The 21412-nt window shown below is 70.5% G+C and carries 20 protein-coding genes, 1 tRNA gene and 1 pseudogene; 8 read left to right on the forward strand and 14 right to left on the reverse strand.

What is annotated here, in order from left to right; all coding sequences use genetic code 11:
• Window positions 1-83: 83 nt before the first annotated feature.
• Together OG210_RS19260 and OG210_RS19265 are read right to left on the reverse strand one after the other, a co-directional pair.
• On the reverse strand, window positions 84-2603 hold the full coding sequence (locus OG210_RS19260) for an FtsX-like permease family protein (protein ID WP_328327306.1): 2520 nt from the start codon (window positions 2601-2603) through the stop codon (window positions 84-86).
• Between the two features lie 95 nt (window positions 2604-2698).
• On the reverse strand, window positions 2699-3469 hold the full coding sequence (locus tag OG210_RS19265) for an ABC transporter ATP-binding protein (RefSeq protein ID WP_371537870.1): 771 nt from the start codon (window positions 3467-3469) through the stop codon (window positions 2699-2701).
• A 394-nt stretch (window positions 3470-3863) separates the two neighbouring features.
• Here OG210_RS19265 and OG210_RS19270 point away from each other — a divergent pair.
• The 3 genes from OG210_RS19270 (at window position 3864) to OG210_RS19280 (ending at window position 5598) form a co-directional block, all read left to right on the forward strand.
• A tRNA-Leu gene (locus OG210_RS19270) sits at window positions 3864-3946 on the forward strand.
• A 234-nt stretch (window positions 3947-4180) separates the two neighbouring features.
• Window positions 4181-4573, forward strand: coding sequence for a VOC family protein (locus OG210_RS19275; RefSeq protein ID WP_328327302.1), 393 nt, complete (start codon window positions 4181-4183; stop codon window positions 4571-4573).
• A gap of 143 nt (window positions 4574-4716) precedes the next feature.
• Window positions 4717-5598, forward strand: a complete 882-nt coding sequence (locus tag OG210_RS19280; protein ID WP_328327300.1) for a Bax inhibitor-1/YccA family protein — start codon at window positions 4717-4719, stop codon at window positions 5596-5598.
• Window positions 5599-5744: 146 nt separating this feature from the next.
• On the opposite strand, the gene OG210_RS19285 is transcribed toward OG210_RS19280, so the two are convergent.
• Entirely contained in the window at window positions 5745-5975 is a 231-nt protein-coding gene (locus OG210_RS19285) for a DUF4287 domain-containing protein (RefSeq protein WP_327297215.1), read from the reverse strand.
• Between the two features lie 110 nt (window positions 5976-6085).
• Here OG210_RS19285 and OG210_RS19290 point away from each other — a divergent pair, with 110 nt between their 5' ends.
• On the forward strand, window positions 6086-6403 hold the full coding sequence (locus OG210_RS19290) for a hypothetical protein (RefSeq protein ID WP_328327298.1): 318 nt from the start codon (window positions 6086-6088) through the stop codon (window positions 6401-6403).
• A gap of 65 nt (window positions 6404-6468) precedes the next feature.
• Here OG210_RS19290 and OG210_RS19295 read toward each other — a convergent pair whose 3' ends face one another.
• The 3 genes and pseudogenes from OG210_RS19295 to OG210_RS19305 form a co-directional block, all read right to left on the reverse strand.
• Window positions 6469-7320, reverse strand: coding sequence for a hypothetical protein (locus tag OG210_RS19295; RefSeq protein ID WP_328327295.1), 852 nt, complete (start codon window positions 7318-7320; stop codon window positions 6469-6471).
• A 465-nt stretch (window positions 7321-7785) separates the two neighbouring features.
• Window positions 7786-9006 carry an acetyl-CoA C-acetyltransferase gene (locus OG210_RS19300; protein WP_328327293.1) on the reverse strand — a complete coding sequence of 407 codons (1221 nt, stop codon included), beginning with the start codon at window positions 9004-9006 and terminating at the stop codon, window positions 7786-7788.
• A gap of 334 nt (window positions 9007-9340) precedes the next feature.
• Window positions 9341-10345: pseudogene (locus OG210_RS19305) on the reverse strand (SGNH/GDSL hydrolase family protein); the annotation flags it as partial.
• 97 nt (window positions 10346-10442) lie between these two features.
• Here OG210_RS19305 and OG210_RS19310 point away from each other — a divergent pair.
• Entirely contained in the window at window positions 10443-11834 is a 1392-nt protein-coding gene (locus tag OG210_RS19310) for a cystathionine beta-synthase (protein ID WP_328335454.1), read from the forward strand.
• Window positions 11835-12332: 498 nt separating this feature from the next.
• Here OG210_RS19310 and OG210_RS19315 read toward each other — a convergent pair whose 3' ends face one another.
• The 4 genes from OG210_RS19315 to OG210_RS19330 all read right to left on the reverse strand — a co-directional run bounded on the left by OG210_RS19315 (window position 12333) and on the right by OG210_RS19330 (window position 15872).
• Window positions 12333-12767, reverse strand: a complete 435-nt coding sequence (locus OG210_RS19315; protein ID WP_328327291.1) for a hypothetical protein — start codon at window positions 12765-12767, stop codon at window positions 12333-12335.
• 99 nt (window positions 12768-12866) lie between these two features.
• Window positions 12867-14291 (reverse strand): cytosine permease, encoded by a 1425-nt coding sequence (locus OG210_RS19320; RefSeq protein ID WP_371537876.1) that lies wholly within the window; start codon window positions 14289-14291, stop codon window positions 12867-12869.
• 156 nt (window positions 14292-14447) lie between these two features.
• A complete protein-coding gene (locus OG210_RS19325) occupies window positions 14448-14951 on the reverse strand; it encodes a cysteine dioxygenase family protein (protein WP_328327286.1) in 504 nt (167 codons plus the stop codon).
• Between the two features lie 27 nt (window positions 14952-14978).
• Complete coding sequence (locus tag OG210_RS19330) at window positions 14979-15872, reverse strand: amidohydrolase (RefSeq protein ID WP_371537879.1); 894 nt, start codon at window positions 15870-15872, stop codon at window positions 14979-14981.
• Between the two features lie 191 nt (window positions 15873-16063).
• On the opposite strand from OG210_RS19330, the gene OG210_RS19335 reads away from it, so the two are divergent.
• The 3 genes from OG210_RS19335 to OG210_RS19345 all read left to right on the forward strand — a co-directional run bounded on the left by OG210_RS19335 (window position 16064) and on the right by OG210_RS19345 (window position 17871).
• A complete protein-coding gene (locus OG210_RS19335; protein ID WP_328327282.1) occupies window positions 16064-17104 on the forward strand; it encodes a LacI family DNA-binding transcriptional regulator in 1041 nt (346 codons plus the stop codon).
• Between the two features lie 132 nt (window positions 17105-17236).
• Window positions 17237-17452 carry a type II toxin-antitoxin system VapB family antitoxin gene (locus tag OG210_RS19340; protein ID WP_328327280.1) on the forward strand — a complete coding sequence of 72 codons (216 nt, stop codon included), beginning with the start codon at window positions 17237-17239 and terminating at the stop codon, window positions 17450-17452.
• On the forward strand, window positions 17449-17871 hold the full coding sequence (locus tag OG210_RS19345; protein WP_328327278.1) for a PIN domain nuclease: 423 nt from the start codon (window positions 17449-17451) through the stop codon (window positions 17869-17871). The genes OG210_RS19340 and OG210_RS19345 overlap by 4 nt, the downstream gene beginning before the upstream one ends.
• Window positions 17872-17967: 96 nt before the next feature.
• Here OG210_RS19345 and OG210_RS19350 read toward each other — a convergent pair whose 3' ends face one another.
• From OG210_RS19350 to OG210_RS19365, 4 genes are read right to left on the reverse strand one after another with little or no spacing between them, the layout of a single operon-like run.
• Window positions 17968-18897: an ABC transporter substrate-binding protein gene (locus tag OG210_RS19350; RefSeq protein WP_371537884.1), complete on the reverse strand. Its 930-nt coding sequence runs from the start codon at window positions 18895-18897 to the stop codon at window positions 17968-17970.
• Window positions 18898-18913: 16 nt separating this feature from the next.
• A complete protein-coding gene (locus OG210_RS19355; protein WP_328327274.1) occupies window positions 18914-19585 on the reverse strand; it encodes an ABC transporter permease in 672 nt (223 codons plus the stop codon).
• A gap of 3 nt (window positions 19586-19588) precedes the next feature.
• Window positions 19589-20248 (reverse strand): ABC transporter permease, encoded by a 660-nt coding sequence (locus OG210_RS19360; RefSeq protein WP_328327272.1) that lies wholly within the window; start codon window positions 20246-20248, stop codon window positions 19589-19591.
• A complete protein-coding gene (locus OG210_RS19365; RefSeq protein WP_328327271.1) occupies window positions 20245-21378 on the reverse strand; it encodes an ABC transporter ATP-binding protein in 1134 nt (377 codons plus the stop codon). The genes OG210_RS19360 and OG210_RS19365 overlap by 4 nt, the downstream gene beginning before the upstream one ends.
• Between the last annotated feature and the right edge of the window lie 34 nt (window positions 21379-21412).

Below are 21412 nucleotides of genomic sequence, written 5' to 3' on the forward strand. Positions count from 1 at the left end.
GGCGCCGGGCACGCGCAGGGGAGGCCCGGGACACTGTCGATGTCCCGGGCCTCCCCGTCTGCGTATGACCGTCGCCGGGAGGCTTACTCCGTCTTGATCGCGGTCAGCATGTTCAGCCGTGCCGCGCTGCGGGCCGGCCAGAGCGAGGCCAGCACCCCGACGACCGCCGCGAGCGCCAGGAAGATGCCGATCCGCCCCCACGGCATGACCAGCACATAGTGCGGGATGCTCGACTTGATGGTCTGGCCGACGGCCCAGGCCAGGAAGGTTCCCAGCGCGATCCCGACCACCGCGCCGAAGAGCGAGATCACCACGGCCTCCAGCCGGATCATCCGCTTCACCTTGGCCCGGTCCAGGCCGATCGCCCGCAGCATCCCGATCTCCTGCTGACGCTCGAAGACCGACATCGCCAGGGTGTTGATGACGCCGAGCACCGCGATGATCAGGGCCATCGCCAGCAGCCCGTACATGATGTTCAGGGTGGTGTTGATCATGCCGCCCATGGTGTTGCGGATGTCCTGCTGGCCCATGACGGAGATGGCCGGGTTGCCACCCATCGCGTCCACCAGGGCCTGCTCACCGGAGCCGCTGTCCGTCTTCACGAGGATCTGCTGGATCTCCGGCTTCTCCTCGTGCGGGGTGAGCACCGACATGGAGGCCAGGACGGGCGAGACGAACTGGTTCTCCTTGAAGACCGCGCCGACCGTCAGCGAGCCCTTCTTGTCGTCCAGGTACTTCGCGGACACCTTGGTGCCGGGCTTCCAGCCCTGCTTCTCCGCCGTCTTCTGCTCGACGGCGATCTGGCCCTTGGCGAGCGAGTCCAGCGAGCCCGAGACCACCGGGAGGTTGAGCAGCTGCTGGATGTCGCCGGGCTTCACTCCGGAGACCGCCTGGTCGCTGCCGTCGATGATGATCTGGCTGCCGGTCTGCGGGGAGACCGCGGTGACGCCCTTGGCCTTCTCCAGCGCGGTGACCGTGGAGGGCGTCAGCGACATGCCGTTGGCCATCTCGACCATGTAGTCGCCCTTGAAGTTGTCCGTGGTCATCCGGTCAACGGACTGGCCCACCGTGACACCGATCACCGAGAGTCCGGTGACCAGGGTCAGACCGATCGCCAGCGCGGAGGCGGTGGCCCCGGTGCGGCGCGGGTTACGGACCGCGTTCTGGCCCGCGAGCTTGCCCGACACCCCGAACACCCCGGTCAGCAGCGGCCGTACGAGCGCGATGACGGGACGGGAGAGCAGCGGGATCAGCACGATCACGCCGATCAGGGCGAGGAAGGCACCGGCCCCGATCATCATCCGGCCGCTGGAGCCGGCCGACGCACCGGCGATGATCACCGCGGCGCCGGCCAGCGTGATGACGGCGCCGATCGAGTTCCGTACGACCAGGGACTTCGTCGTGGCGGGCAGATGGGCGCTGCCCATCGCCGCGACCGGCGGGATCTTCGCCGCCCTGCGGGCGGGCAGCCAGGCGGCGAGCATGGTGATCAGTACGCCGACGAGCAGCGCGGCCAGTGCGGTGCTGGGCGCCACGATCAGCGGGCCGCCGGGCACCTTCGCCCCGAACGAGCCCATCGCGGAGCGCAGCCCCACGGCCAGGCCGATGCCGAGCCCGAAGCCGACCACGGAGGCGACCGTGCCGACCACCAGCGCCTCGGCGAGCACCGAGCGGGTGACCTGCTTGCGGGACGCGCCGACGGCGCGCAGCAGAGCCAGCTCCTTGGTGCGCTGGGCGACCAGCATGGTGAAGGTGTTGGAGATCAGGAAGATCCCGACGAAGAGCGCGACCGCCGCGAAGCCGAGGAGCATCTGGCTCAGCCCCGACATCTCCCGCGTGATCTGCTTGGCCTGCTCGTCGGCGAGCTGCTTGCCGGTCTTGGCCTCGGCGTTCTTCGGGAGGAGCGGCGTGACCTCGGAGAGGAGCTTCGCCTGGGAAGTGCCGGGGGAGGCCGCGATGTTGACGTCCTGGTACCAGCCGGGCTGCAGATAGAGCTTCTGCGTGACCGCGGTGTCGAAGAGGACCAGGCTGCCGCCCGCGCCGACCGCGCCGTCGTCGGTGGTGAAGATCCCGGAGAGGGTGTACGTGCGCACCGGCCCGTTCGTCGCGACCCGCACGGTGTCACCGACGTGGTAGCCGCCCTTGTCCGCGGAGTCCCGGTCCAGCGCGATCTGGCTGCCGCGCACCGGGCCCGAGCCGTCGGTGAACGCGTACTGGCCGTCCTTGCCCCCGGCGCCGGGGGAGTAGTTCCCACCCTTGTTGGACCAGCCGTTGCCGATCAGCTTGCCCTGGTGGTCGGCGACACCGGCGAACCCGGAGACGCGGCCGGTGGCCGAGGTGACACCGTCCAGGCCCCGTATCCGGTCCAGGGTCTTCGCGCTGACCCCGGGGGCTTCCTTGGGGTGTTCCGAGTCGGAGTACGAGGTGACCGCGACGGCCACGTCGGAGTAGTTCTTGGCCGACTGGTTACGGAAGGCGTGGCTGAGGGTGTCGGTGAAGACCAGGGTGCCGGAGACGAAGGCCACGCCGAGCAGCACGGCGAGGACGGTCATCAGCAGCCTGGCCTTGTGCGAGAGCACATTGCGCAGGGCAGTACGGAACATGGTGGGTGTCAGTCCTGAGGTGAGGAGCCGGCGGGGCGGGCGGAGCGGGGCCGTACGGGGTGGGGTCGGCCGGAGTGGGTTCGGCCGGGGCGGGGTCAGCTGGTCCGGCCCCGGGCGTCGAACTCCTTCATCCGGTCCAGTACGGCTTCGGCGCTGGGCGACAGCATCTCGTCGACGATCCGGCCGTCCGCGAGGAAGATGACCCGGTCCGCGTAGGCGGCGGCCATCGCGTCATGGGTCACCATGACGACCGTCTGGCCCAGCTCCCGTACGGAGTTGCGCAGGAAGCCGAGCACCTCGGCGCCCGAGCGCGAGTCCAGGTTCCCGGTCGGCTCGTCGCCGAAGATGATCTCGGGCTGCGAGGCCAGCGCACGGGCAACGGCGACGCGCTGCTGCTGGCCGCCGGAGAGCTGGGTGGGCCGGTGGCTGAGCCGGTCCTTGAGCCCCACCATCTCGATGACGTTCGCCAGCCACGCCTTGTCGGGCTTGCGGCCCGCGATGTCCATCGGCAGCGTGATGTTCTCGGAAGCCGTCAGCGTGGGCAGCAGGTTGAAGGCCTGGAAGATGAAGCCGATCTTGTCCCGGCGCAACTGCGTGAGTTGCTTGTCCTTGAGGGTGTTCAGCTCGGTCTCACCGATGCGTACGGAGCCCGATGTGAAGGTGTCGAGCCCCGCGACGCAGTGCATCAGCGTCGACTTCCCGGAACCGGACGGGCCCATGATCGCGGTGAACTCGCCCTGCCGGAAGTCCACGGACACGCTGTCCAGGGCGACCACCTGGGTCTCCCCCTGGCCGTACACCTTGGAGAGGTCGGAGGCGCGGGCGGCCACCGCGGTGGCGCGGCGGGCGGTGGTGGTCGAGGTCACGTGGGGCTCCTGTTCGGAACGGGATGCGGGGACTTCTCCATCCTCGTGGCCGCCCGGCGCCGTAACGTCCCTCCGCATGCCCGTTCCCGTGGCCCTCTTGAGAGTGACCGGGAGGGCGCCGCCTCCTCCTCCGGTATGACACCGCCCCTGAGGCCGTCCCCCGCGGGTACCCCGGCCCGGCGGCCGGGCCGGGGTACCCGGTACGGCGACTTTCCGTCAATCCCGTACGCCCGGGTACGGGGCCGCCACCACGTGCGGCATGTGCCGATGGCGCATCCACTCGCTGACGGACCTTCAGGCATCAATAAAATAAGACAACATCGCGCTGAGGGTCCGCTGTCCGGGCGGCGCGTCCGGATAGTCTCTGAAACGCGAATGCGGTGCCGCGCGTCTTGCCCGGATGGTGGAATGCAGACACGGCGAGCTTAAACCTCGCTGCCCCTCGGGGGCGTACCGGTTCAAGTCCGGTTCCGGGCACCTCGCCGGGCGCCGGGGGCGGCCGGCGACCTACGCCGATTCACCGCATGGGTCACCACCTTGGCCACCGCCGTGGGATCGTGTTGTTGCCCGGACCAGCCGCGGGCTGGACCCACCGGTGACGTCGCACCCCTCACGTGACGCGGCCCCCGCGCTCCGCGTGCGGCCGTGCCCCGAAGCGCGGCGATGAGGGTGCCCGGACCAGTCGTCGCGGAGGGATACGGAGGGATATTGATGGAACTTGCCCAGGTCCGCCTTCTTGTTGCGGACTTCCCCGGCTGTTACCGCTTCTACCGCGACGTACTGGGGCTGAAGCCGCAGTTCGATGCGGAGGACGGCCCGTACGCGAAGTTCACTCCCGACGGCGGCGCCGCGGGCATCGCGTTGCAGGACCGTACACAGATGGCCCAGGTCCTGGGCGAACTCGCCGCTGAGCCGTCCGGCTACCGGTCCCTCGTCGTTCTGCGGGTCGACGACATCGGCCGCTACTGCGAGGAGATCGCCGCGCGGGGAGCCGTACTCGTCCACGGCCCTGCCGCCATGACCGATCGCATGCGCGTCGCCCACCTCATGGATCCGGCGGGAAACCTCGTCGAACTTCAGGAGTGGCTCGCCCCACGCGGGTGACGAGCCGGGCCCGGCCCCGCAGGGCGCCGGGTGCGTCCGGCGTCACGATCACGGAAAGATCCTTCCCAGGCACTACGCCCTTCTCTTTGCTGTCCCATTACTCTGGTGCACGAGGCCACGCACCGTGGCCACTGAGGAGTGAGATGAGGAGCAGCAACCCGGTCTTCTCGCGACGGGGCTTCAGCCGCGACAACGGCTACGCGGGATTCAACGCGGCGCCGCAGGCCGGGGGACCCGCGGTAGGAACCAACCCGTACGCGCAGAACCCGTCCGGCCAGAACCCGTACGCCAACCCGTACGCGGCCAATCCGTACGCGACCGACCCGTACGGCCCCCAGGCGCCCGCGCGCGCCGGTGCGATGACGATGGACGACGTCGTCACGCGGACGGCCATGACGCTCGGCACGGTCGCCCTCGGCGCCGTGCTGGCCTGGGCGCTGCTGCCGGTCTCCTCGACCAGCTACGGACTGGCTGTCGGCTCCGCGCTGGTGGCCTTCGTGCTGGCGATGGTGCAGTCCTTCAAGCGCACGCCGGCACCCGCGCTGATCCTCGGTTACGCGTTCTTCGAGGGCATCTTCCTCGGCGTGCTCAGCGAGATGTACAACAGCCAGTGGTCGGGCGCGCCCTTCCAGGCGGTGCTGGGCACGATGGCCGTGTCGGCCGCGAGCCTGCTGGCGTACAAGCAGCGCTGGATCCGGGTCACCGCGCGGTACGCCCGCATCGGCATGATCATCGCGATGGCGTTCCTGATGGTGATGGTGGTCAATCTGCTGCTGGTCGCCTTCGGTGTGGCCGGTGACGGCGGGCTGCGCGACTTCGGGCCGCTCGGTGCGCTCGTCGGGGTGCTGGCGATCCTGATCGGCTGCTTCTTCCTGACGCTGGACTTCAAGCAGATCGAGGACGGCATCACCTATGGCGCCCCGCGCCAGGAGTCGTGGCTGGCGGCGTTCGGCCTGACCATGTCGCTCGTCTGGATCTACCTGGAGATGCTGCGGCTCGTCGCGATCTTCAGCGGCAACGACTAGGACAGCGGAAGTGAGTGGACGGCCCGGCCGTCAGTGAGGGGCCCGTCCGGATGCGTTCCGGACGGGCCCCTTCGTGTGCACTGGAGTGGGTGAGCTGCTTCGCGGTGGCCGGTGCTCGGTGCTCGGTGCCCGGTGCCCGGAGACGCCTAGAGCAGCCGCCGTGCGGCTCGTCTGAGGTCGTACTCGTGGATGATCGCCTTGGCGTGGCCGTAGGCAAGCTGGTGTTCGGTCCTGAGCCAGCTGACCTTCTCGTCGAAGCGGACGAGGGTGGGGCCTTCGTCGACGGCACGGAGCCAGTCGGACACTTCACGGCCGGTGCACTCGGGGATGCGGGAGAGCATGTTGCGATGGGTCTCTTCGGAGAAGACTTGGGACATCGGCGCCTCCGGAGGCATTGCGCTGAGTCGGTATTGCTGTGCCTTCACTGCACCGTGCCTCAGCATTGGCCCGTTGGCAACCGTCCGGGACGGGCGCGTAGGGTCGCGGCGTGCTCGATACGACGCCCCTCACCACCGCGGCGGACCGCTTCGCCGACCGGCTGCGTTCCGCCCCGCAGAGCCGGCTCCAGCGCGGAGCCGCCGCCGCAGGTCTTGAGCTGGCCAGGGAACTGTCCTCGCGCGCCCAGCGTCTGGAGTTCCCGGACGCAGCCGTGCGGATCATGCCGGACGCCGGGATGTTCGCCGTCGCCGACCAAGTCGCCGTCGCGGCACACGACTTGGCCGAGGAGTTGCGAACGGCCCCGTCCGCGGAGCTGGACGAGGCCGTGAAGTCGGTGGAGGCTGCCGAGGCCCGATCGGGGCTGTGAGGGGCGTTACGGCGGTGGGGGCTGCGGCGACGGGCGTTACGGCGGCGCTGTGACGCGGTCCGGCGTTACAACGACGCTATGACGCGGTCCGCGAGGATGTAGACGTTCTCCTCGCCGCAGGTGAAGGTCAGCGCGTACGCGCCGGAGATGCCGGAACCGCCCAGCAGGACCGGGTTGTCGCCCGCGCGCAGGGCCTCGGAGAGCCGCTCGGCGGTCTCGCGGTGGCCGGGCGTCATACAGAGCGTGGTGCCGTCCGTGAAGACGTACACATCGAGCGTCCCGAGCGGGCCCGGACGGACGTCGGAGAGCGCGGTGCGGGTCTCGGCGAGTTCTTCGAGACGGGTCACCATGCGCTCGTGCTCGGTCACCACGGGGGTCTGCACCGGGACGAAGTCGGGGTGGGAGGGGTGCCTGCGGCGTGCCGCGGCCAGTTCGGCGCTGTCGGCCGCGTACTCGTCGGGGCCCGGCTCGTCGTCCGCGTCGGCGCCCGACTCCACGGCCGGTTCCAGCTCCGGGCCGAAGCCGGCATCGAAGGCCGGGTCGACGCCGGTGAAGTCGGTCTGGCGCGGCAGGAAGAACGCGGCGTCCTCGCCGAGTCCGGCCAGGCCGCCCAGCAGGGACGGGGCGTCCGCCGCGTCGCGGGACTCCTGCGCGGCCCAGAAGGCGCGCGCCTCGGCCAGCTCGCGTTCACGCTCCTCGGCCAGCGCTTCCGCGACGGCCGCCCGTATCTCGGCCGCCGGGGTCTCACGTGCGGCCGGTACGGTCGCGCCCCGAGTGCTGCCGCCGGACGCGCAGGCGAGGTCGTCGCGCAGGGCGGCGATCTGGCGGCGCAGGCCGTGTGCGGCATGCAGGGACGCAGCGCCGACGGCCGTGGCGGTGGCCGTCGTCAGCAGCAGGGCAATCGACAAAGTGCTCACTGACTTACTCCCGGATTCAATCGGTCCCCGACTTCCTACATCAGCTTGTCGTGAGAGTGTGTCCGCCGGCAGTGCATTACGTCATGAATTGGACAGGTCTTTGGGCCCTGTTTTTCCCTCTGATTCCTCTGTGACCTGCGGGAATGAAAAGTTCCCGGGAGATAGGTCACATCCTGGGGGAGATTCGGTCACGACTGGGTGGCGAGAGGCATGGAAGGAGGGGAGTTGTGACAGGGGCGGCATCAACCATGCCTCTGGGTAGCGGAGTTACGAACGCCCCGACCCCTCCTGTGGGAGGGATCGGGGCGTTCCCGTCGACGCAGCGTCAGCGTCCGGGTGCGCTGTGTGCGTGTCTGTGATGCCGCTGTGGGATCACTGTGTGCTGCTGTGCGGCCGCTGTGGATTCAGGGGCTGGTGGCCGAATCGGGCCGGTGGATCGGGCCGGTGGATCAGGGGGTGGCGGAATCAGCTGAGGCGCTCGATGACCATCGCCATGCCCTGGCCGCCGCCCACGCACATCGTCTCCAGGCCGAACTGCTTGTCGTGGAACTGCAGGCTGTTGATCAGCGTGCCGGTGATGCGCGCGCCCGTCATGCCGAAGGGGTGGCCGACGGCGATGGCGCCGCCGTTCACGTTCACCTTGTCCAGGTCGAGGCCCAGGTCCCGGTAGGACGGGATGACCTGGGCGGCGAACGCCTCGTTCAGTTCGGCCAGGTCGATGTCGCCGATCGTCAGGCCCGCCCGCTTCAGCGCCTGCTTGGACGCCTCGACCGGTCCGTACCCCATGATCTCGGGGGAGAGGCCGGTGACGCCCGTCGAGACGATCCGGGCCAGCGGGGTCAGGCCCAGCTCGCGCGCCTTGGTGTCACTCATGATCACCAGGGCCGCCGCACCGTCGTTGAGCGGGCAGCAGTTGCCCGCGGTGATGCGGCCGTCGGGGCGGAAGACCGGCTTCAGGCCCTGAACGCCTTCGAGGGTCACGCCGGCACGCGGGCCGTCGTCAGCGGAGACGACCGTGCCGTCGGGGAGCGTCACCGGGGTGATCTCGCGGGCCCAGAAGCCGTTCTTGATCGCTTTCTCGGCGAGGTTCTGCGACCGCACGCCGAACTCGTCCATGTCCTGCCGGGTGATGCCCTTGATCCCCGCCAGGTTCTCGGCGGTCTGGCCCATCGCGATGTACGCGTCCGGGACGAGGCCGTCCTCGCGGGGGTCGTGCCAGGAGGCGCCCTCGCTCTTGGCCACGGCCTCGGTGCGGGCCTCGGCCTCGGCGAAGAGCGGGTTGTGCGTGTCGGGAAGGCTGTCGGAGTTGCCCTTCACGAACCGCGACACCATCTCGACACCGGCCGAGATGAAGACGTCGCCCTCGCCCGCCTTGATGGCGTGCAGCGCCATCCGTGAGGTCTGGAGGGAGGATGAGCAGTAGCGGGTGACCGTACAGCCGGGGAGGTGGTCCATCCCCATGGCGACGCTGACGATGCGGCCCAGGTTGTTGCCCTGTTCACCGCCGGGCAGCCCGCAGCCCAGCATCAGGTCGTCGATGTCCCGGGGGTCCAGCTCGGGGACCTTGGCGAGGGCGGCCTGGATGATGGTGGCGGTGAGGTCGTCGGCGCGCAGGTCCTTCAGCGAACCCTTGAAGGCGCGGCCGATGGGGGAGCGGGCGGTTGAGACGATCACGGCTTCGGGCATCACGGCTCCATGAGGCTGAGAAAGCGGGCTGGCTGGGCGGTGCTGGTTCGGCGGGCGGGGCTGATTGGAAGTTACCCGGACGTACCGCCGAGGTCACCGGGGACGGTGTGTGATGCGGGCCTCTTTTCTAAGCGACCGCTCAGGATGGTGGAGCGGGGGGCTGCGCGACCCCCGGCTCCGGCTGGCCCGGCTCCGGACCGGGCCCTGGCTTCGGCCCCGGACCTGGCCGCGTACCTGGCTCGGGCCCTGGCCCCGGCTTCGGCTTCGCCTCCGGCCCCGGCTCCGGCTCCGGCTCCGACACCGGCCCTGGAGGAGCGATCGGCGGCTGCGGCCCGTGCCGCTGCTCCCCGGGCGGCGCGGCGTGCGCCGTTTCGGGCGACTCCGCCGGCAGGCGCCGCCGCCTGCGGTGCTTCAGCAGGGCCCAGGGGGCGCGGACGCCCGTGACCTCGGTGCCCGCCTCGGACGCGGCGGCCGACGCGGCCTTGGCCACCGGCAGCATGTCCTCGTCGCGGGTGGCGTCCAGGCGGTCGGTCTCCGGCCACAGGCCCAGTACCGCGCAGAGCGTGGGCAGCACCGCCATCGCGGCCGTCGCGTACCCCTCGGCGGAGGGGTGGTAGTTGTCCGGGCCGAACAGCTCGCGGGGGTTCGCCGCGAACTCCGGGCCCAGCATCTCGCCGAGCGACACCGTCCGCCCGCCCTGTTCGACCACCCCGATCGTCTGCGCCGCAGCCAGCTGCCGGGAGACCCGCCGGGCCAGCCACCGCAGCGGCTGGTAGACGGGCTCGACCGTGCCCAGGTCGGGGCAGGTCCCGACGACGACCTCGGCCCCCGCCGTCCGCAGCCTGCGGACGGCGGTCGCCAGATGGCGTACGGACTGGGTGGCCGGCATCCGGTGGGTCACGTCGTTGGCGCCGATCATGATCACGCAGACCTCGGGCAGCCGCGCCGGGTCGGCGAGCACCAGCCCCACCTGCCGGTCCAGATCGTCCGACATCGCGCCGGGCAGCGCGACGTTCCGGAGGTCCACCGGCCGCTCGGCCACCGCGGCGAGACCGGAGGCCAGCAGCGCGGCCGGGGTCTGGCCCGCCCGCCGTACGCCCTGGCCCGCCGCCGTCGAGTCGCCGAGCATGGCCAGCCGCAACGGCTCCAGACGCCCCGCGCGGCCGGCGAACGCCAGCCCGTACCGCCCGTCAGCGCTCGGCGCCTGAGGGGCCCGCCCACCGCCCACGGAACGCTTGGCCAGCTGGACCTCCGCCAGCACCACGCCCACCGCGGCCGCTCCGACCAGCCCGATGCTGCCGCCTCCGTACGCCGCGCCCGCAGCGATCCGTCGCGCCACCCTCGCCCTCGACACTGCCACCTCCTCATAGCCGTACACGACGTAACTGCCCGTACACCGGTGCTGCCCAATCTTGTCCAATACGCTGACCGCCATGGTGCACTTCCACGACTCGATGATCAGCCTCGTCGGCAACACCCCGCTGGTGAGGCTCAACAACGTGACCGCAGGGATCAGGGCGACCGTCCTGGCCAAGGTCGAATACTTCAATCCGGGCGGTTCTGTGAAGGACCGTATCGCCGTGCGCATGATCGAGGCGGCGGAGCAGAGCGGCGAGCTGCAGCCCGGCGGCACGATCGTGGAGCCGACCAGTGGCAACACTGGTGTCGGGCTGGCGATCGTGGCCCAGCAGAAGGGCTACAAGTGCATCTTCGTCTGCCCGGACAAGGTGTCAACGGACAAGATCAACGTGCTGCGGGCGTACGGGGCCGATGTCGTCGTCTGCCCGACCGCCGTCGACCCCGACCACCCGGACTCGTACTACAACGTCTCCGACCGCCTGGTCAGGGAGACGCCGGGCGCGTGGAAGCCCGACCAGTACAGCAACCCCAACAACCCGCGCTCGCACTACGAGACCACAGGACCCGAGCTGTGGGAGCAGACGGAGGGGCGGATCACCCACTTCGTCGCCGGCGTCGGCACGGGCGGCACGATCACCGGGACCGGCCGGTACCTCAAGGACGTGTCCGACGGCCGGGTCAGGATCATCGGCGCCGACCCGGAGGGCTCGGTGTACTCGGGCGGCTCGGGGCGGCCCTACCTGGTCGAGGGCGTCGGTGAGGACTTCTGGCCGTCCGCGTACGACAGGACGGTGACCGACGGCATCGTCGCCGTGTCCGACAAGGACTCCTTCCAGATGACGCGCAGGCTCGCCAAGGAGGAGGGCCTGCTGGTCGGCGGCTCCTGCGGGATGGCGGTCGTGGCGGCGCTGCGGGTGGCCGAGGACCTCGGGCCCGACGACATCGTCGTCGTGCTGCTGCCGGACAGCGGGCGCGGCTACCTCTCGAAGATCTTCAACGACGAGTGGATGAACGACTACGGGTTCCTGGAGCAGCCCGGCACCGAGCCGCGCGTCTCCGATGTGCTGCTGGGCAAGGAGGACGGCATCCCCCACCTGGTGCACATGCACCCGGAGGAGACCGTCGGCGACGCGATCGACGTGCTGCGCGAGTACGGCGTGTCGCAGATGCCCATCGTGAAGCCGGGGGCCGGGCACCCGGACGTGATGGCCGCCGAGGTCATCGGTTCGGTGGTGGAGCGCGAGCTGCTCGACGCGCTGTTCACCCAGCGGGCCTCGCTGGGCGACGCGCTGGAGAAGCACATGTCCTCGCCGCTTCCGCTGGTCGGCTCGGGCGAGCCGGTCGCCGATCTGATGGCCGTCCTGGAAAAGGCGGACGCCGCGATCGTGCTGGTGGAGGGGAAGCCGACGGGTGTGGTCAGCCGCCAGGACCTGCTGAGCTATCTGGCACGTAACGCCGAGGCCCGCTGAGACCTGCCTGTCCGGCCCGGTGGCCGGTGTGCGGCGGTTCTCCCTGCGGCTCTTCTCTCCCGGCGGCCCTCCCCGCGCATCCCGTGCGCGGGGAGGGCCGCCGTACACCCGCTGATCCCGCGTCCGCGGGCAGGATTCCCCCAAGTGGTACACGGGTGACACGCCCGCGCAGCACCGTCTTAACAAGGCTGCGGCAGATTGGTGGATGCCGGGAGGGAGACCCTCCGGCACCACGAACGGCGTCACGGACCTCCGGAGCGGCTCCCGGCCTCCAGGACGCCATGGACGCGGCACCCCGGCCCTGACCCGGACCCGCGTCCCTCGCGGGGACCGCCGTCGTCCCGCCTCCCGGTCCGCCGGGGGGTCGGCGGTCCCCGCGATCGCCCTTGGACGGCGGCTGCCGCCTGCCGTGCCGGGCCGTGAGCGGTGGTACGCGGTGAACCCCGGACCCGAGTCGGTCCCGGGCCAGTCCCGGGTCGGTCCCCGGTCGGTCCCGGGTCAGTCCTCCCAGCCGGATTCCGGCGAGGACTTCGCGTGGGTGCGCAGCCGCTGGAACAGCCCGCCGTCGCGCGCGGCGTGGACCATGTTGACGCCCGCGATCCCCACCCACGTGACGATGAGACCCGGCAGGCCCGCGTTGACCACCCCGATCGCCGACAGCGGGACGGCCAGGATCATCGTGACGATCCCGAACCCGAACCGTTCGCCGAAGCCGCTCTCGGGCTGCTGCGGGCGGTTGCCGCCCCGCGCGACCACCATCTGCTGTTCGGCCATCTGCCGGCGAACCCGCCGGTCCACCGTGCCGTCGAGCCGCTGCTCGACCTTCTCCAGGAACGATTCGACCAGGGCCGAGTCGTAATCCTCGCCCAGTTCCCTGCGGGCGTGCAGGGCGGCGTCGAGTTCCTTCTTCAACTCCGGGTCGCTGGCTTCCATGGTGTCCACGGTACGAACCCGGAACGCGGGGGGCAGTGGGGCTAACCCCCCAATTCAGGGGGGTACCTCCACCCACCTTCCCCGCGGTCCTGTGCCGTCCTACGGGGACGGCACCTGCTCCGGTACGGGCTCGGCGGCCGGCGCCGACAGGATGGTGGCCTCCGGGACGTGCGAGGTGTTCCGCCGCGCCAGGATCCAGTACAGCGCCGCCGGGACCACGAGCCCCACGATCCAGGAGATGTCGGCGCCGCCGAGGGGGCCGACCAGCGGTCCGGTGTAGAAGGACGTGGCCAGGAAGGGGAACTGGGCCACCAGGCCGATCCCGTAGACCAGCAGGGCGTCCCAGCGCCAGGCGCCGTAGCGGCCCTTCGGGTCGGAGAGGGCCGGGATGTCGTAGCGCTCGCGGGAGACCAGGTAGTAGTCGACCAGGTTGATCGCCGACCACGGCGTGAAGAAGGCCAGCAGGAAGAGCAGGAAGTCCTTGAAGGAGTCCAGGAAGCTGTCCTTGCCCGCCAGGGCCACCACCGTGCCGGCGACCATGATGACCAGGATGTAGAGCGTGCGGCCGCGCGGGGTGAGGGTCTTCTGGCCGCGGAATCCGCTGATGCTCGTCACCATCGACATGAAGCCGCCGTAGGTGTTCAGCACGTTGATCGTGAGCTTGCCGAGCGCGATGACGAAGTAGAGGGCCGAGGCCATCAGGCCGGTGCCGCCGAGCCCGACCACGTAACCGACCTGGCTGTTCAGGAAGGCGTCGCCCGCCGTGGCCGCCACCAGGACACCGAAGGTCATCGACCACTGCGAGCCGAGCGTGGTGCCGCCGAGCGTCCACCAGAACGTGGCCCGGCCGCTCGTCGTACGGGGCAGATAGCGCGAGTAGTCCGCCACGTACGGGCCGAACGCCAGCTGCCAGGAGGCCGAGAGCGAGACCGCGAGCAGGAACAGCGGGAACGAGAAGCTGTGGTCGTGCAGGACCGTGCCCAGGTCGATGCGGTCGAGCAGCCGGATCCCCAGGTAGATGAAGGCGATGGCGCAGATGACGCTCGCCACCCGGCCGAGGGTGTGGATCACCCGGTAGCCGATGACCGCCATCGCCGCGGTGATCACGGCGAAGATGACGATGCCCGCGGTGTCGCCGAGGTGGGTCAGCTTGCCCACCGCCTGGCCCGCCAGGACGGTACCGCTGGCGAAGAACCCGACGTACATCAGGATCACCAGGGCCAGCGGGACCACCGCGCCCTTGACCCCGAACTGCGCACGGGACGAGATCATCTGGGGCAGCCCGAGCCGCGGGCCCTGCGCCGAGTGCAGGGCCATCACGGTCCCGCCCAGCAGATTGCCGAGCAGCAGCCCGACGATCGACCAGAGCGCGCCGCCGCCGAAGACCACGGCGAGCGCGCCGGTCACGACCGCGGTGATGTGGAGGTTCGCGCCCACCCAGAGGGTGAACTGGGAGAAGGCGCTGCCGTGGCGCTCCTCGTCGGGGACGACATCGATTGACCGCTGTTCCACCAGGCCCGCCACTGACGGCCTCCCTCTCACCACTGCGCCGCGTTCACCGCGCTGCCATCGCTGGCCGGGTGTGCCGACCGACGTTGTATCGATCTATGCAGAGTGTGCCGTGATGAATGGAAGGTCAATAGGTTCAGGCGAATTAGTGCCGGTCGGGTGGCTGATTCTTCACGCGGCGGGACTGTCCATAGGGCGTAGTTCGTCCGCATATGACACAGAAATCCGGCGCATCAGACCGTCGTCACTGATGTCGTACTGGCCGAGCCGCCAGAGCGGCGGCGAGTACGCGTGGATCGAGACCGCGTCGTCCGTCGCCCCGGTCAGACGGTGGATGTGGTCGGGACCGAAGCAGAAGGAGGTGTCCGCGCCGACGGCGGTCGCCAGGTGCCGGCCGCCGATGCGCGGATTCGACTCGGTCAGTACGCCCTGGACCACCCGGACCGCGCCCGACGAGATGTCGTGGTCGTGCCAGCCGGTGTCGTTCTGCCGGGTCCAGCAGAGCAGCCAGATGTCGACGTACTCGTCGCGGTGCAGCGAGGCGTAGTGCCGGTCGGTGTCCGAGAAGGCGACCTCGGACCGCCAGAGCTCCGGGCGGGCGGCCAGGTCGTCGACCAGTGCCTGGAGTTCACGCTTGTCGAGATTGCGGTCGGGCAGCGTGGCGTCGTACGTCACGGGGTTGCTCCCTTCAGGAGGCGGGATTCAGGGGGAGGGATTCAGGAGACGGGCGGGGTTGGCGGCGCGGAGCGCGTGGACGGCCGCTTCGGCGCCGAGGTCGGGGGTGACGGGCCGGGCGTACGGGCGGTCGCTGCCGGACACGACCACGTCGATGCCGACCGCTCGGACCAGGGCGTCCACCGCCCGGGTGCCGTACGACGAGGTCTCGTAGAAGGTGTCGAAATCGACCTGGCCCCGGCCGCCGCCGCGGGCCGCGAGCCGCTCGCCGTGCAGCGGGGCGAGGCCCGCGAGGGCGGCGAAGCAGACCCGCAGCCCGGGGTGGCGCGGCCGGCCGAACGCGCGGAAGGCGAACCAGGAGGCGTGCAGCTGCTGGACGTACGGCACCAGTGCGGGCCACCACGGCGGGGCGCCGGGGGCGCTGGGCGGCGCCGCGCCCGGGTGGACGAAGAGCGGTTTGCCCGCGCGGGTGAGCGTGTCGAGCAGCGGCGCGCAGTGCACCCAGCCCGCCTCGTCGAGCAGTGCGGTGGCGGGCAGTTGGAGCCCGGCGCACCCCTGGCCGAGGGTGCGGTCCAGCGCTTCGGGGTCCGGCGCGACGAGCCCCGCCGACGCCCAGACGCCGAAGGGCGCGGGGAGGGCCAGCGCGCCGTCGTGGAAGGCGGCCAGCAGCGGGTCCGCCTCGGCGGGCGGCAGGTACTCGATACCGAGCGGGCTGGAGAGCGAGACGAGCGCCAGGCCGAGGCCGTCGGCGTGGGCCAGTGCGGTGCGGGCTGCGACGTCGTGATCGCCCGGGTCGACCGCGTACGGCGGCTCTCCTTGCAGGTGGAGCGTCCAGCCGTCGAGGTACGGGGCGGTGGTGCGGGCGCGCAGCAGCTCCGTGAAGGCCGGCGGCCAGAGGTGCTGGTGGACGTCTACAAGCAAGATTCACCTTGGTGTTAAGCGGTTAACTGACGCGCTTAAGTGAAGCGGTTAACGAGGTGCGGTGTCAAGGCCGGCTGCCAGGCCGGCTGCCAGGCCACGGCCGAGCGGGGCCGCGCGGGCCGGGAAGAGCCGGTCGCGGGTCTGCGCAATGGCACGGCGGGCTGTCGGAGGTGGCCGGTAGGCTTCCCGTCATGGCCAGGCCGAGCAAGCGCACCACCCTCCGCGAGGTGGCAGAGGCCACCGGCCTCTCCACTGCCGCCGTCTCGTACGCGCTGCGCGGCAAGCAGGTCTCCAAGGAGACCGAGGAGCGGGTCCGCAAGGCCGCCGCCGAGCTGGGGTACGAGGCGGATCCCATCGCCCGCGCCCTCGCCAGCGGCCGTACGAGCATGGTCGGCGTCCTCGCGGGCGACCTCCAGGACCTCTGGCAGCAGCAGCTGATGGCGGCGATAGGGCGCGAACTCCTGGCGGGGGACCGCTATGCGCTGATCCTCGACGCGGGCGGCGACCCCGAACGGGAACTCGTCCTCGCCAAGCAGCTCCGCGACCAGCGGGTGGACGGTCTGCTCGTCTCGCCGGTCGACCCCTCGGCCGAGGGCTGGGCGAAGATCGCCGACGCGGTGCCGGTGGTCTCCATCGGTGACTCGCTCCAGCAGGCCAGGACCGCCGGTGAGGTGCTCTTCGACAACCGCGCCGGGATCGACGCGGTGCTCGCGTATCTGGGCCGGCTCGGACACCGGCGGGTGACGGTGCTGACCCCGACCGGGCCCAGCACCCCCGACCGCCCCGCCGACGTCTATGTGCGCGAGGCGGCGGACCGGCTCGGCCTCGATGTCGAAGTGGTGCCGTGCGCACAGGAGTTGGGCGAGGCGACCGGGGTCGCGCGCGGGGTGGTGGGTGGCCGTTCCACCGCGGTGTTCTGCTTCTCGGACTCGATCGCGTACGGCGTGTACGCGGCGGCCGCCGAAGCGGGCCTGGCGATCGGCCGGGACCTGTCGGTGGTCGGCTTCGACGACCACCCGGTCTCCCGGGTCCTGACACCCGCGCTGACGACCCTGGACTGGGGCCTCGCGGAGATCGCGGCGGAGGCGGCACGGCTGGCTGTGGCGGCGATCGAGGGGCGCCGGGTGCGGCGCAAGCGGATTCTGTGCGCGCCACGGCTGGTGGAACGCGGCTCCGCGGCGGGGGCGCTGCCCCCGGGCCCCGGGTCCTCGGTCTCCCCCGGCCGGCGCTGAAAAATGGCGGTCAGGCGTGCCTTCCGCGTGGGTGAGGGAGGGGTGGTGCGTCCTGGTCGCCCCGTCGTGGAGCCTTGGGTATATCCAGCGAGATATACTTATGCCACGAGATGATATCGCCGGAGGTGCTCGATGAGTCGTACAGTGATCGACCTCGATGACGAACTGCTGACTGCCGTGGCACAGGCGCTGGGGACCGGCACCAAGAGGGAGACGGTCAACACCGCGCTTCGCGAGGTGCTCGACAACCGCCGACGGGCCCTCGCTCTCACCCGGCTGCGTGCGGCAGCGAACGACGGGGGCTTCGAACTGGACCTCTTCGAGGACAAGAGGGACTACCGGCGGTGAGCGCGGCTCAGTTCCTGATCGACACCAGCGCACTTGCCCGGTTCCTCCGTGGCGACGCCGAGCAGTACGGCTGGGACCAAGCCGCTACGGCAGGACTCATCGCGACCTGCCCTGTCACCGAGCTGGAGTTCTTCTACAGCGCCCGCTCCGCCGCAGACCGCGAGCGTGGCATCGAGGACATGCGTCTGCTCTTCTGCTGGGTGCCCGTGGACGACCGTGCGTACAACCGCGCTTGGCAGGTTCAGGGGCTGCTGACCCAGCGCGGTCAGCACCGCAGTGCCGGAGCTGTGGATCTCGTCGTTGCCGCCACCGCGGAACTCCAGGGTCTCACCCTCCTGCACCGTGACCACGACTTCGACTGCATCGCCGCCGTCACCGGACAAGCCGTGCAGTGGTACGGCCCGGAGGCCGGCAAGTAAACGAGTGCCGGGCCGCAGGCTTGAAAGGTCAAGCCTGCGGCCCGGGGCACCTCCCAGCGAGGACCGGGGTCCGGGCGGCGCCCCGGAAGAGCAGCGCTACACCATCAGCTTGTGCTGCTTCAGCCACGCGTCCGCGACCCGGTCCGGGTCCTCCTTGTCCTTGTCGACCAGCCGGTTCAGCTTCGTCAGCTCCTCCGTGGTCAGCGCGTTGCCCAGCAGGGCCAGCGCCTTGCGGACCTTGCCGTCGGCCTTGCGGGCGGCGATCAGCGGGACGATGTGCTGCGCGGGCACCAGATGCTTCGGGTCCTCGAGGACGACCCAGTGGTTCGCCACGACATCCACGTCCGTGGTGAAGACGTTGGCGACATCCACATCGCCCTTCTTCAGCGCGCCCTTGACCAGCGGGCCCGACGAGTCCAGCGCCTTGAACTCCTTGAACTCCACGCCGTACTGGTCCTTCAGGCCGACGACCCCGACGACCCGCTTCTGCATCTCGGCCGCCGCGCCGAACACCAGCTTGCCGTTGGCCTTCTTCAGGTCGGCGAGGGTCTTGAGGCCGTACTTGTCGGCCGTCTCACGGGTCACCGCGAAGCTGTCGCGGTCCTCGGCCGCCGCATACGGCAGGACCTCCAGGCTCGTGGGCAGCACGGCGGCCAGCGCGTTCTGCATGGCGCCGGCCTCCGTCTCGGTGGCCTTCTTGTTCAGATAGAGCAGCAGACTGCCCTGGTACTCGGGGAGCAGATCGATGTCGCCCCCCTTCAGCGCGGGGACGATGATCTCGCGGGAGCCCAGGTTGGGCTTGACCGTGGACTTGATGCCCGCGGCCTTGAGCGCCCCCGCGTAGAGGTAGCCGAGTATCTGGTTCTCGGTGAAGTTGGCGGTGCCGATGACCAGCCCGCCCGAGCTGCTTCCGGCGTCGCCGCCGGAGCTGTCCCCGTTGAGGGACGTGATGCCGGACGAGCAGGCGGCGAGCATGGGCGCGGATGCGCCGGCCAGCAGGGCGGTGAGTGCGGTACGTCGGTTCATCTCGGGTCTCCAGAAGTCAGCGGGCGGTGTCGGGTCGGCCGCGCAGCAGCAGCCGCTGCACCCCGCCCAGGGCCAGGTCGGCGATGACGGCCAGGACGGCGACGAGCACCGCGCCGCCGAGCACCTGCACCAGGTCGCGCTGGGCGAGCCCGTCGAACACGTACCGGCCCAGGCCGCCGAAGCTGACATAGGCGGCGATGGTGGCGGTGGCCACGACCTGCACGGTCGCCAGCCGGATGCCGGTCATGATCAGGGGCAGCGCGAGCGGGAGTTCGACCTGCCAGAGGACCTGGTGGCCGCGGAGCCCCACCCCTTTCGCCGCGTCCTTGACCTCCGGGTCGACGGCGGCCATGCCCGCGTACGTGTTGGTGATGATCACCGGCACGGCGAGGGCGACCAGCGAGACGTACACCGGCCAGATGGAGAGCCCGCCCGCGAGGAAGACCAGGGTCACCAGGCCGACGGTGGGCAGCGCGCGGCCGAACGACGCCAGGTTGACCGCGATGAACGCGCCCCGCCCGGTGTGGCCGATCAGCATGCCGATGGGGAGCGCGATGACGGCCGCGATGACCGTGGCGAGCAGCGAGTACTGCAGGTGCTCGACCAGCCGGTGCGCGATGCCTTCCTGGCCGGACCACTGGGCGGAGCTGGTCAGCCAGGACGCGAGGTTCTTGAGGAGTTCCAGCATGGGTCAGGCGCCCCTCTTCATGGAATGGCGCTGCCTGGTCCAGGGCGTGCACAGCCACTGGACGGTGACGAGCAGCGCGTCCGCCACCAGGGCGAGCAGCAGGGTCAGGACCACTCCGGCGACGACCGGGGTGGGGTAGTTGCGCTGGAAGCCGTCGGTGAAGAGCTGGCCGAGGCCGCCGTACCCGATGTAGCTGGCGACGCTCACCAGCGAGATCGACATCACGGTGGAGACCCGGATACCGGCCATGATCACCGGGAGTGCCAGCGGCAGTTCCACGGTGAGCAGGGTGCGCAGCGGCCGGGTGCCCATGGCGGTGGACGCCTCGCGCACCTTGGCGGGCACCGCGTCCAGGCCCTCGACGGTGTTCCGTACGAGCACCACCAGGGTGTACGCGGTCAGGCCGGTGATCGCCGTCGTCCGGGTGAGTCCGGTGATGGGCAGCAGCAGGACGAAGAAGGCCAGCGACGGGATCGTGTAGAGGATGTTGGAGATGCCGAGTACGAAGCCGCGCAGTGCGCGTACCCGGTGGGCGATGACCGCCAGCGGGAGCGCGATCAGCAGGCCGATGAGGACGGCGGGCACCGCGGTGGAGAGATGGTCCGCGGTGAGGTGCGCCATCTCGCCGGTGTGGTCGGGGAACCAGCCCCAGTCGACGGTCATGCGGCGGAACCGGTCTGCGCGGGGGTGTCGCCCGCGGCTCCGGCGCTCGTGTGGGCCTCGCCCGCACGGTCGTGGATCGCGTCGCGCGAGGTGACGCCGGTCAGTGCGCCGTCGGCGTCCACCCGCGCCACCAGACCGGCCGGGGACGAGACGGACTCGTTGAGCGCGGAGAGCAGTGAGTCGGTGTCGCGCAGGGCCCGGACGGGCAGCAGCGGGGCGTCGCCCGCGGTCCCGGCCGCGGGATCCGCGTCCGCGTCGAGCCAGCCGAGCGGCTTGTTGTCGGCGGATGCCACCAGCAGCCAGCGGCCCGGCCGCTTCACCGCGGATATTCGCTCGTCGGCGCGGATGACCGGGGCGGGGGTCTGGGATATCCCCGCGAGCGTGGAGAGGGACAGCAGCTTCAGCCCGCGCTCGGCGCCCAGGAAGTCCGCCACGAAGTCGTCGGCGGGCCTGGCGAGCAGTTCGGCGGGTTCGGCGCACTGGACGAGATGGCCGCCGGTACGGAAGACCGCGATGCGGTCGCCGAGCCGGACGGCCTCGTCTATGTCGTGGGTGACGAAGACGATGGTCTTGTTCAGGTCCTTCTGGAGCCGCAGCAGCTCGTCCTGGAGCTGGGTGCGGACCACCGGGTCCACCGCGCCGAACGGCTCGTCCATCAGCAGCACCGGCGGGTCGGCCGCGAGCGCGCGGGCCACCCCGACGCGCTGCTGCTGGCCGCCGGAGAGCTGGTGCGGATAGCGCTTGCCGGTGTCGGCGTTCAGCCCGACCGTCTCCAGCAGTTCCGCCGCGCGGGCGCGGGCCTTCTTGCGGCCCCAGCCGAGCAGCAGCGGGACGGTGGCCACGTTGTCCAGGATCGTCCGGTGCGGGAAGAGCCCGGACTGCTGGATGACGTACCCGATCCCGCGCCGCAGCTCGGCGGCGTCCGCTTCGAGGATGTCCTTGCCCGCGAGGCGGATGGTCCCGGACGACGGGTCGACCATGCGGTTGATCATGCGGAGCGTGGTGGTCTTGCCGCACCCGGACGATCCGACGAGGACCGTGATCTGCCCCTCCGGCATGTCCAGGTTGAGGTCGTGGACCGCGGTGGTGCCGTTCGGGAAGCGTTTGTGCACGGCGTCGAATTTGATCATCGGTCATCCCTTGCCCGGCTGCATATGGTCATGC

Source organism: Streptomyces sp. NBC_00466 (assembly GCF_041433995.1).
In the GTDB taxonomy this organism is placed as follows: Bacteria; Actinomycetota; Actinomycetes; order Streptomycetales; family Streptomycetaceae; genus Streptomyces.

Bases quoted from the DNA above. Each gene is read 5' to 3' on its own strand.
- OG210_RS19260 (WP_328327306.1), bottom strand. From the start codon at position 2,603: ATGTTCCGTACTGCCCTGCGCAATGTGCTCTCGCACAAGGCCAGGCTG.
- OG210_RS19275 (WP_328327302.1), top strand. From the start codon at position 4,181: ATGGAACTTGCCCAGGTCCGCCTTCTTGTTGCGGACTTCCCCGGCTGT.
- OG210_RS19280 (WP_328327300.1), top strand. From the start codon at position 4,717: ATGAGGAGCAGCAACCCGGTCTTCTCGCGACGGGGCTTCAGCCGCGAC.
- OG210_RS19285 (WP_327297215.1), bottom strand. From the start codon at position 5,975: ATGTCCCAAGTCTTCTCCGAAGAGACCCATCGCAACATGCTCTCCCGC.
- OG210_RS19300 (WP_328327293.1), bottom strand. From the start codon at position 9,006: ATGCCCGAAGCCGTGATCGTCTCAACCGCCCGCTCCCCCATCGGCCGC.
- OG210_RS19315 (WP_328327291.1), bottom strand. From the start codon at position 12,767: ATGGAAGCCAGCGACCCGGAGTTGAAGAAGGAACTCGACGCCGCCCTG.
- OG210_RS19335 (WP_328327282.1), top strand. From the start codon at position 16,064: ATGGCCAGGCCGAGCAAGCGCACCACCCTCCGCGAGGTGGCAGAGGCC.
- OG210_RS19340 (WP_328327280.1), top strand. From the start codon at position 17,237: ATGAGTCGTACAGTGATCGACCTCGATGACGAACTGCTGACTGCCGTG.
- OG210_RS19350 (WP_371537884.1), bottom strand. From the start codon at position 18,897: ATGAACCGACGTACCGCACTCACCGCCCTGCTGGCCGGCGCATCCGCG.
- OG210_RS19355 (WP_328327274.1), bottom strand. From the start codon at position 19,585: ATGCTGGAACTCCTCAAGAACCTCGCGTCCTGGCTGACCAGCTCCGCC.
- OG210_RS19360 (WP_328327272.1), bottom strand. From the start codon at position 20,248: ATGACCGTCGACTGGGGCTGGTTCCCCGACCACACCGGCGAGATGGCG.
- OG210_RS19365 (WP_328327271.1), bottom strand. From the start codon at position 21,378: ATGATCAAATTCGACGCCGTGCACAAACGCTTCCCGAACGGCACCACC.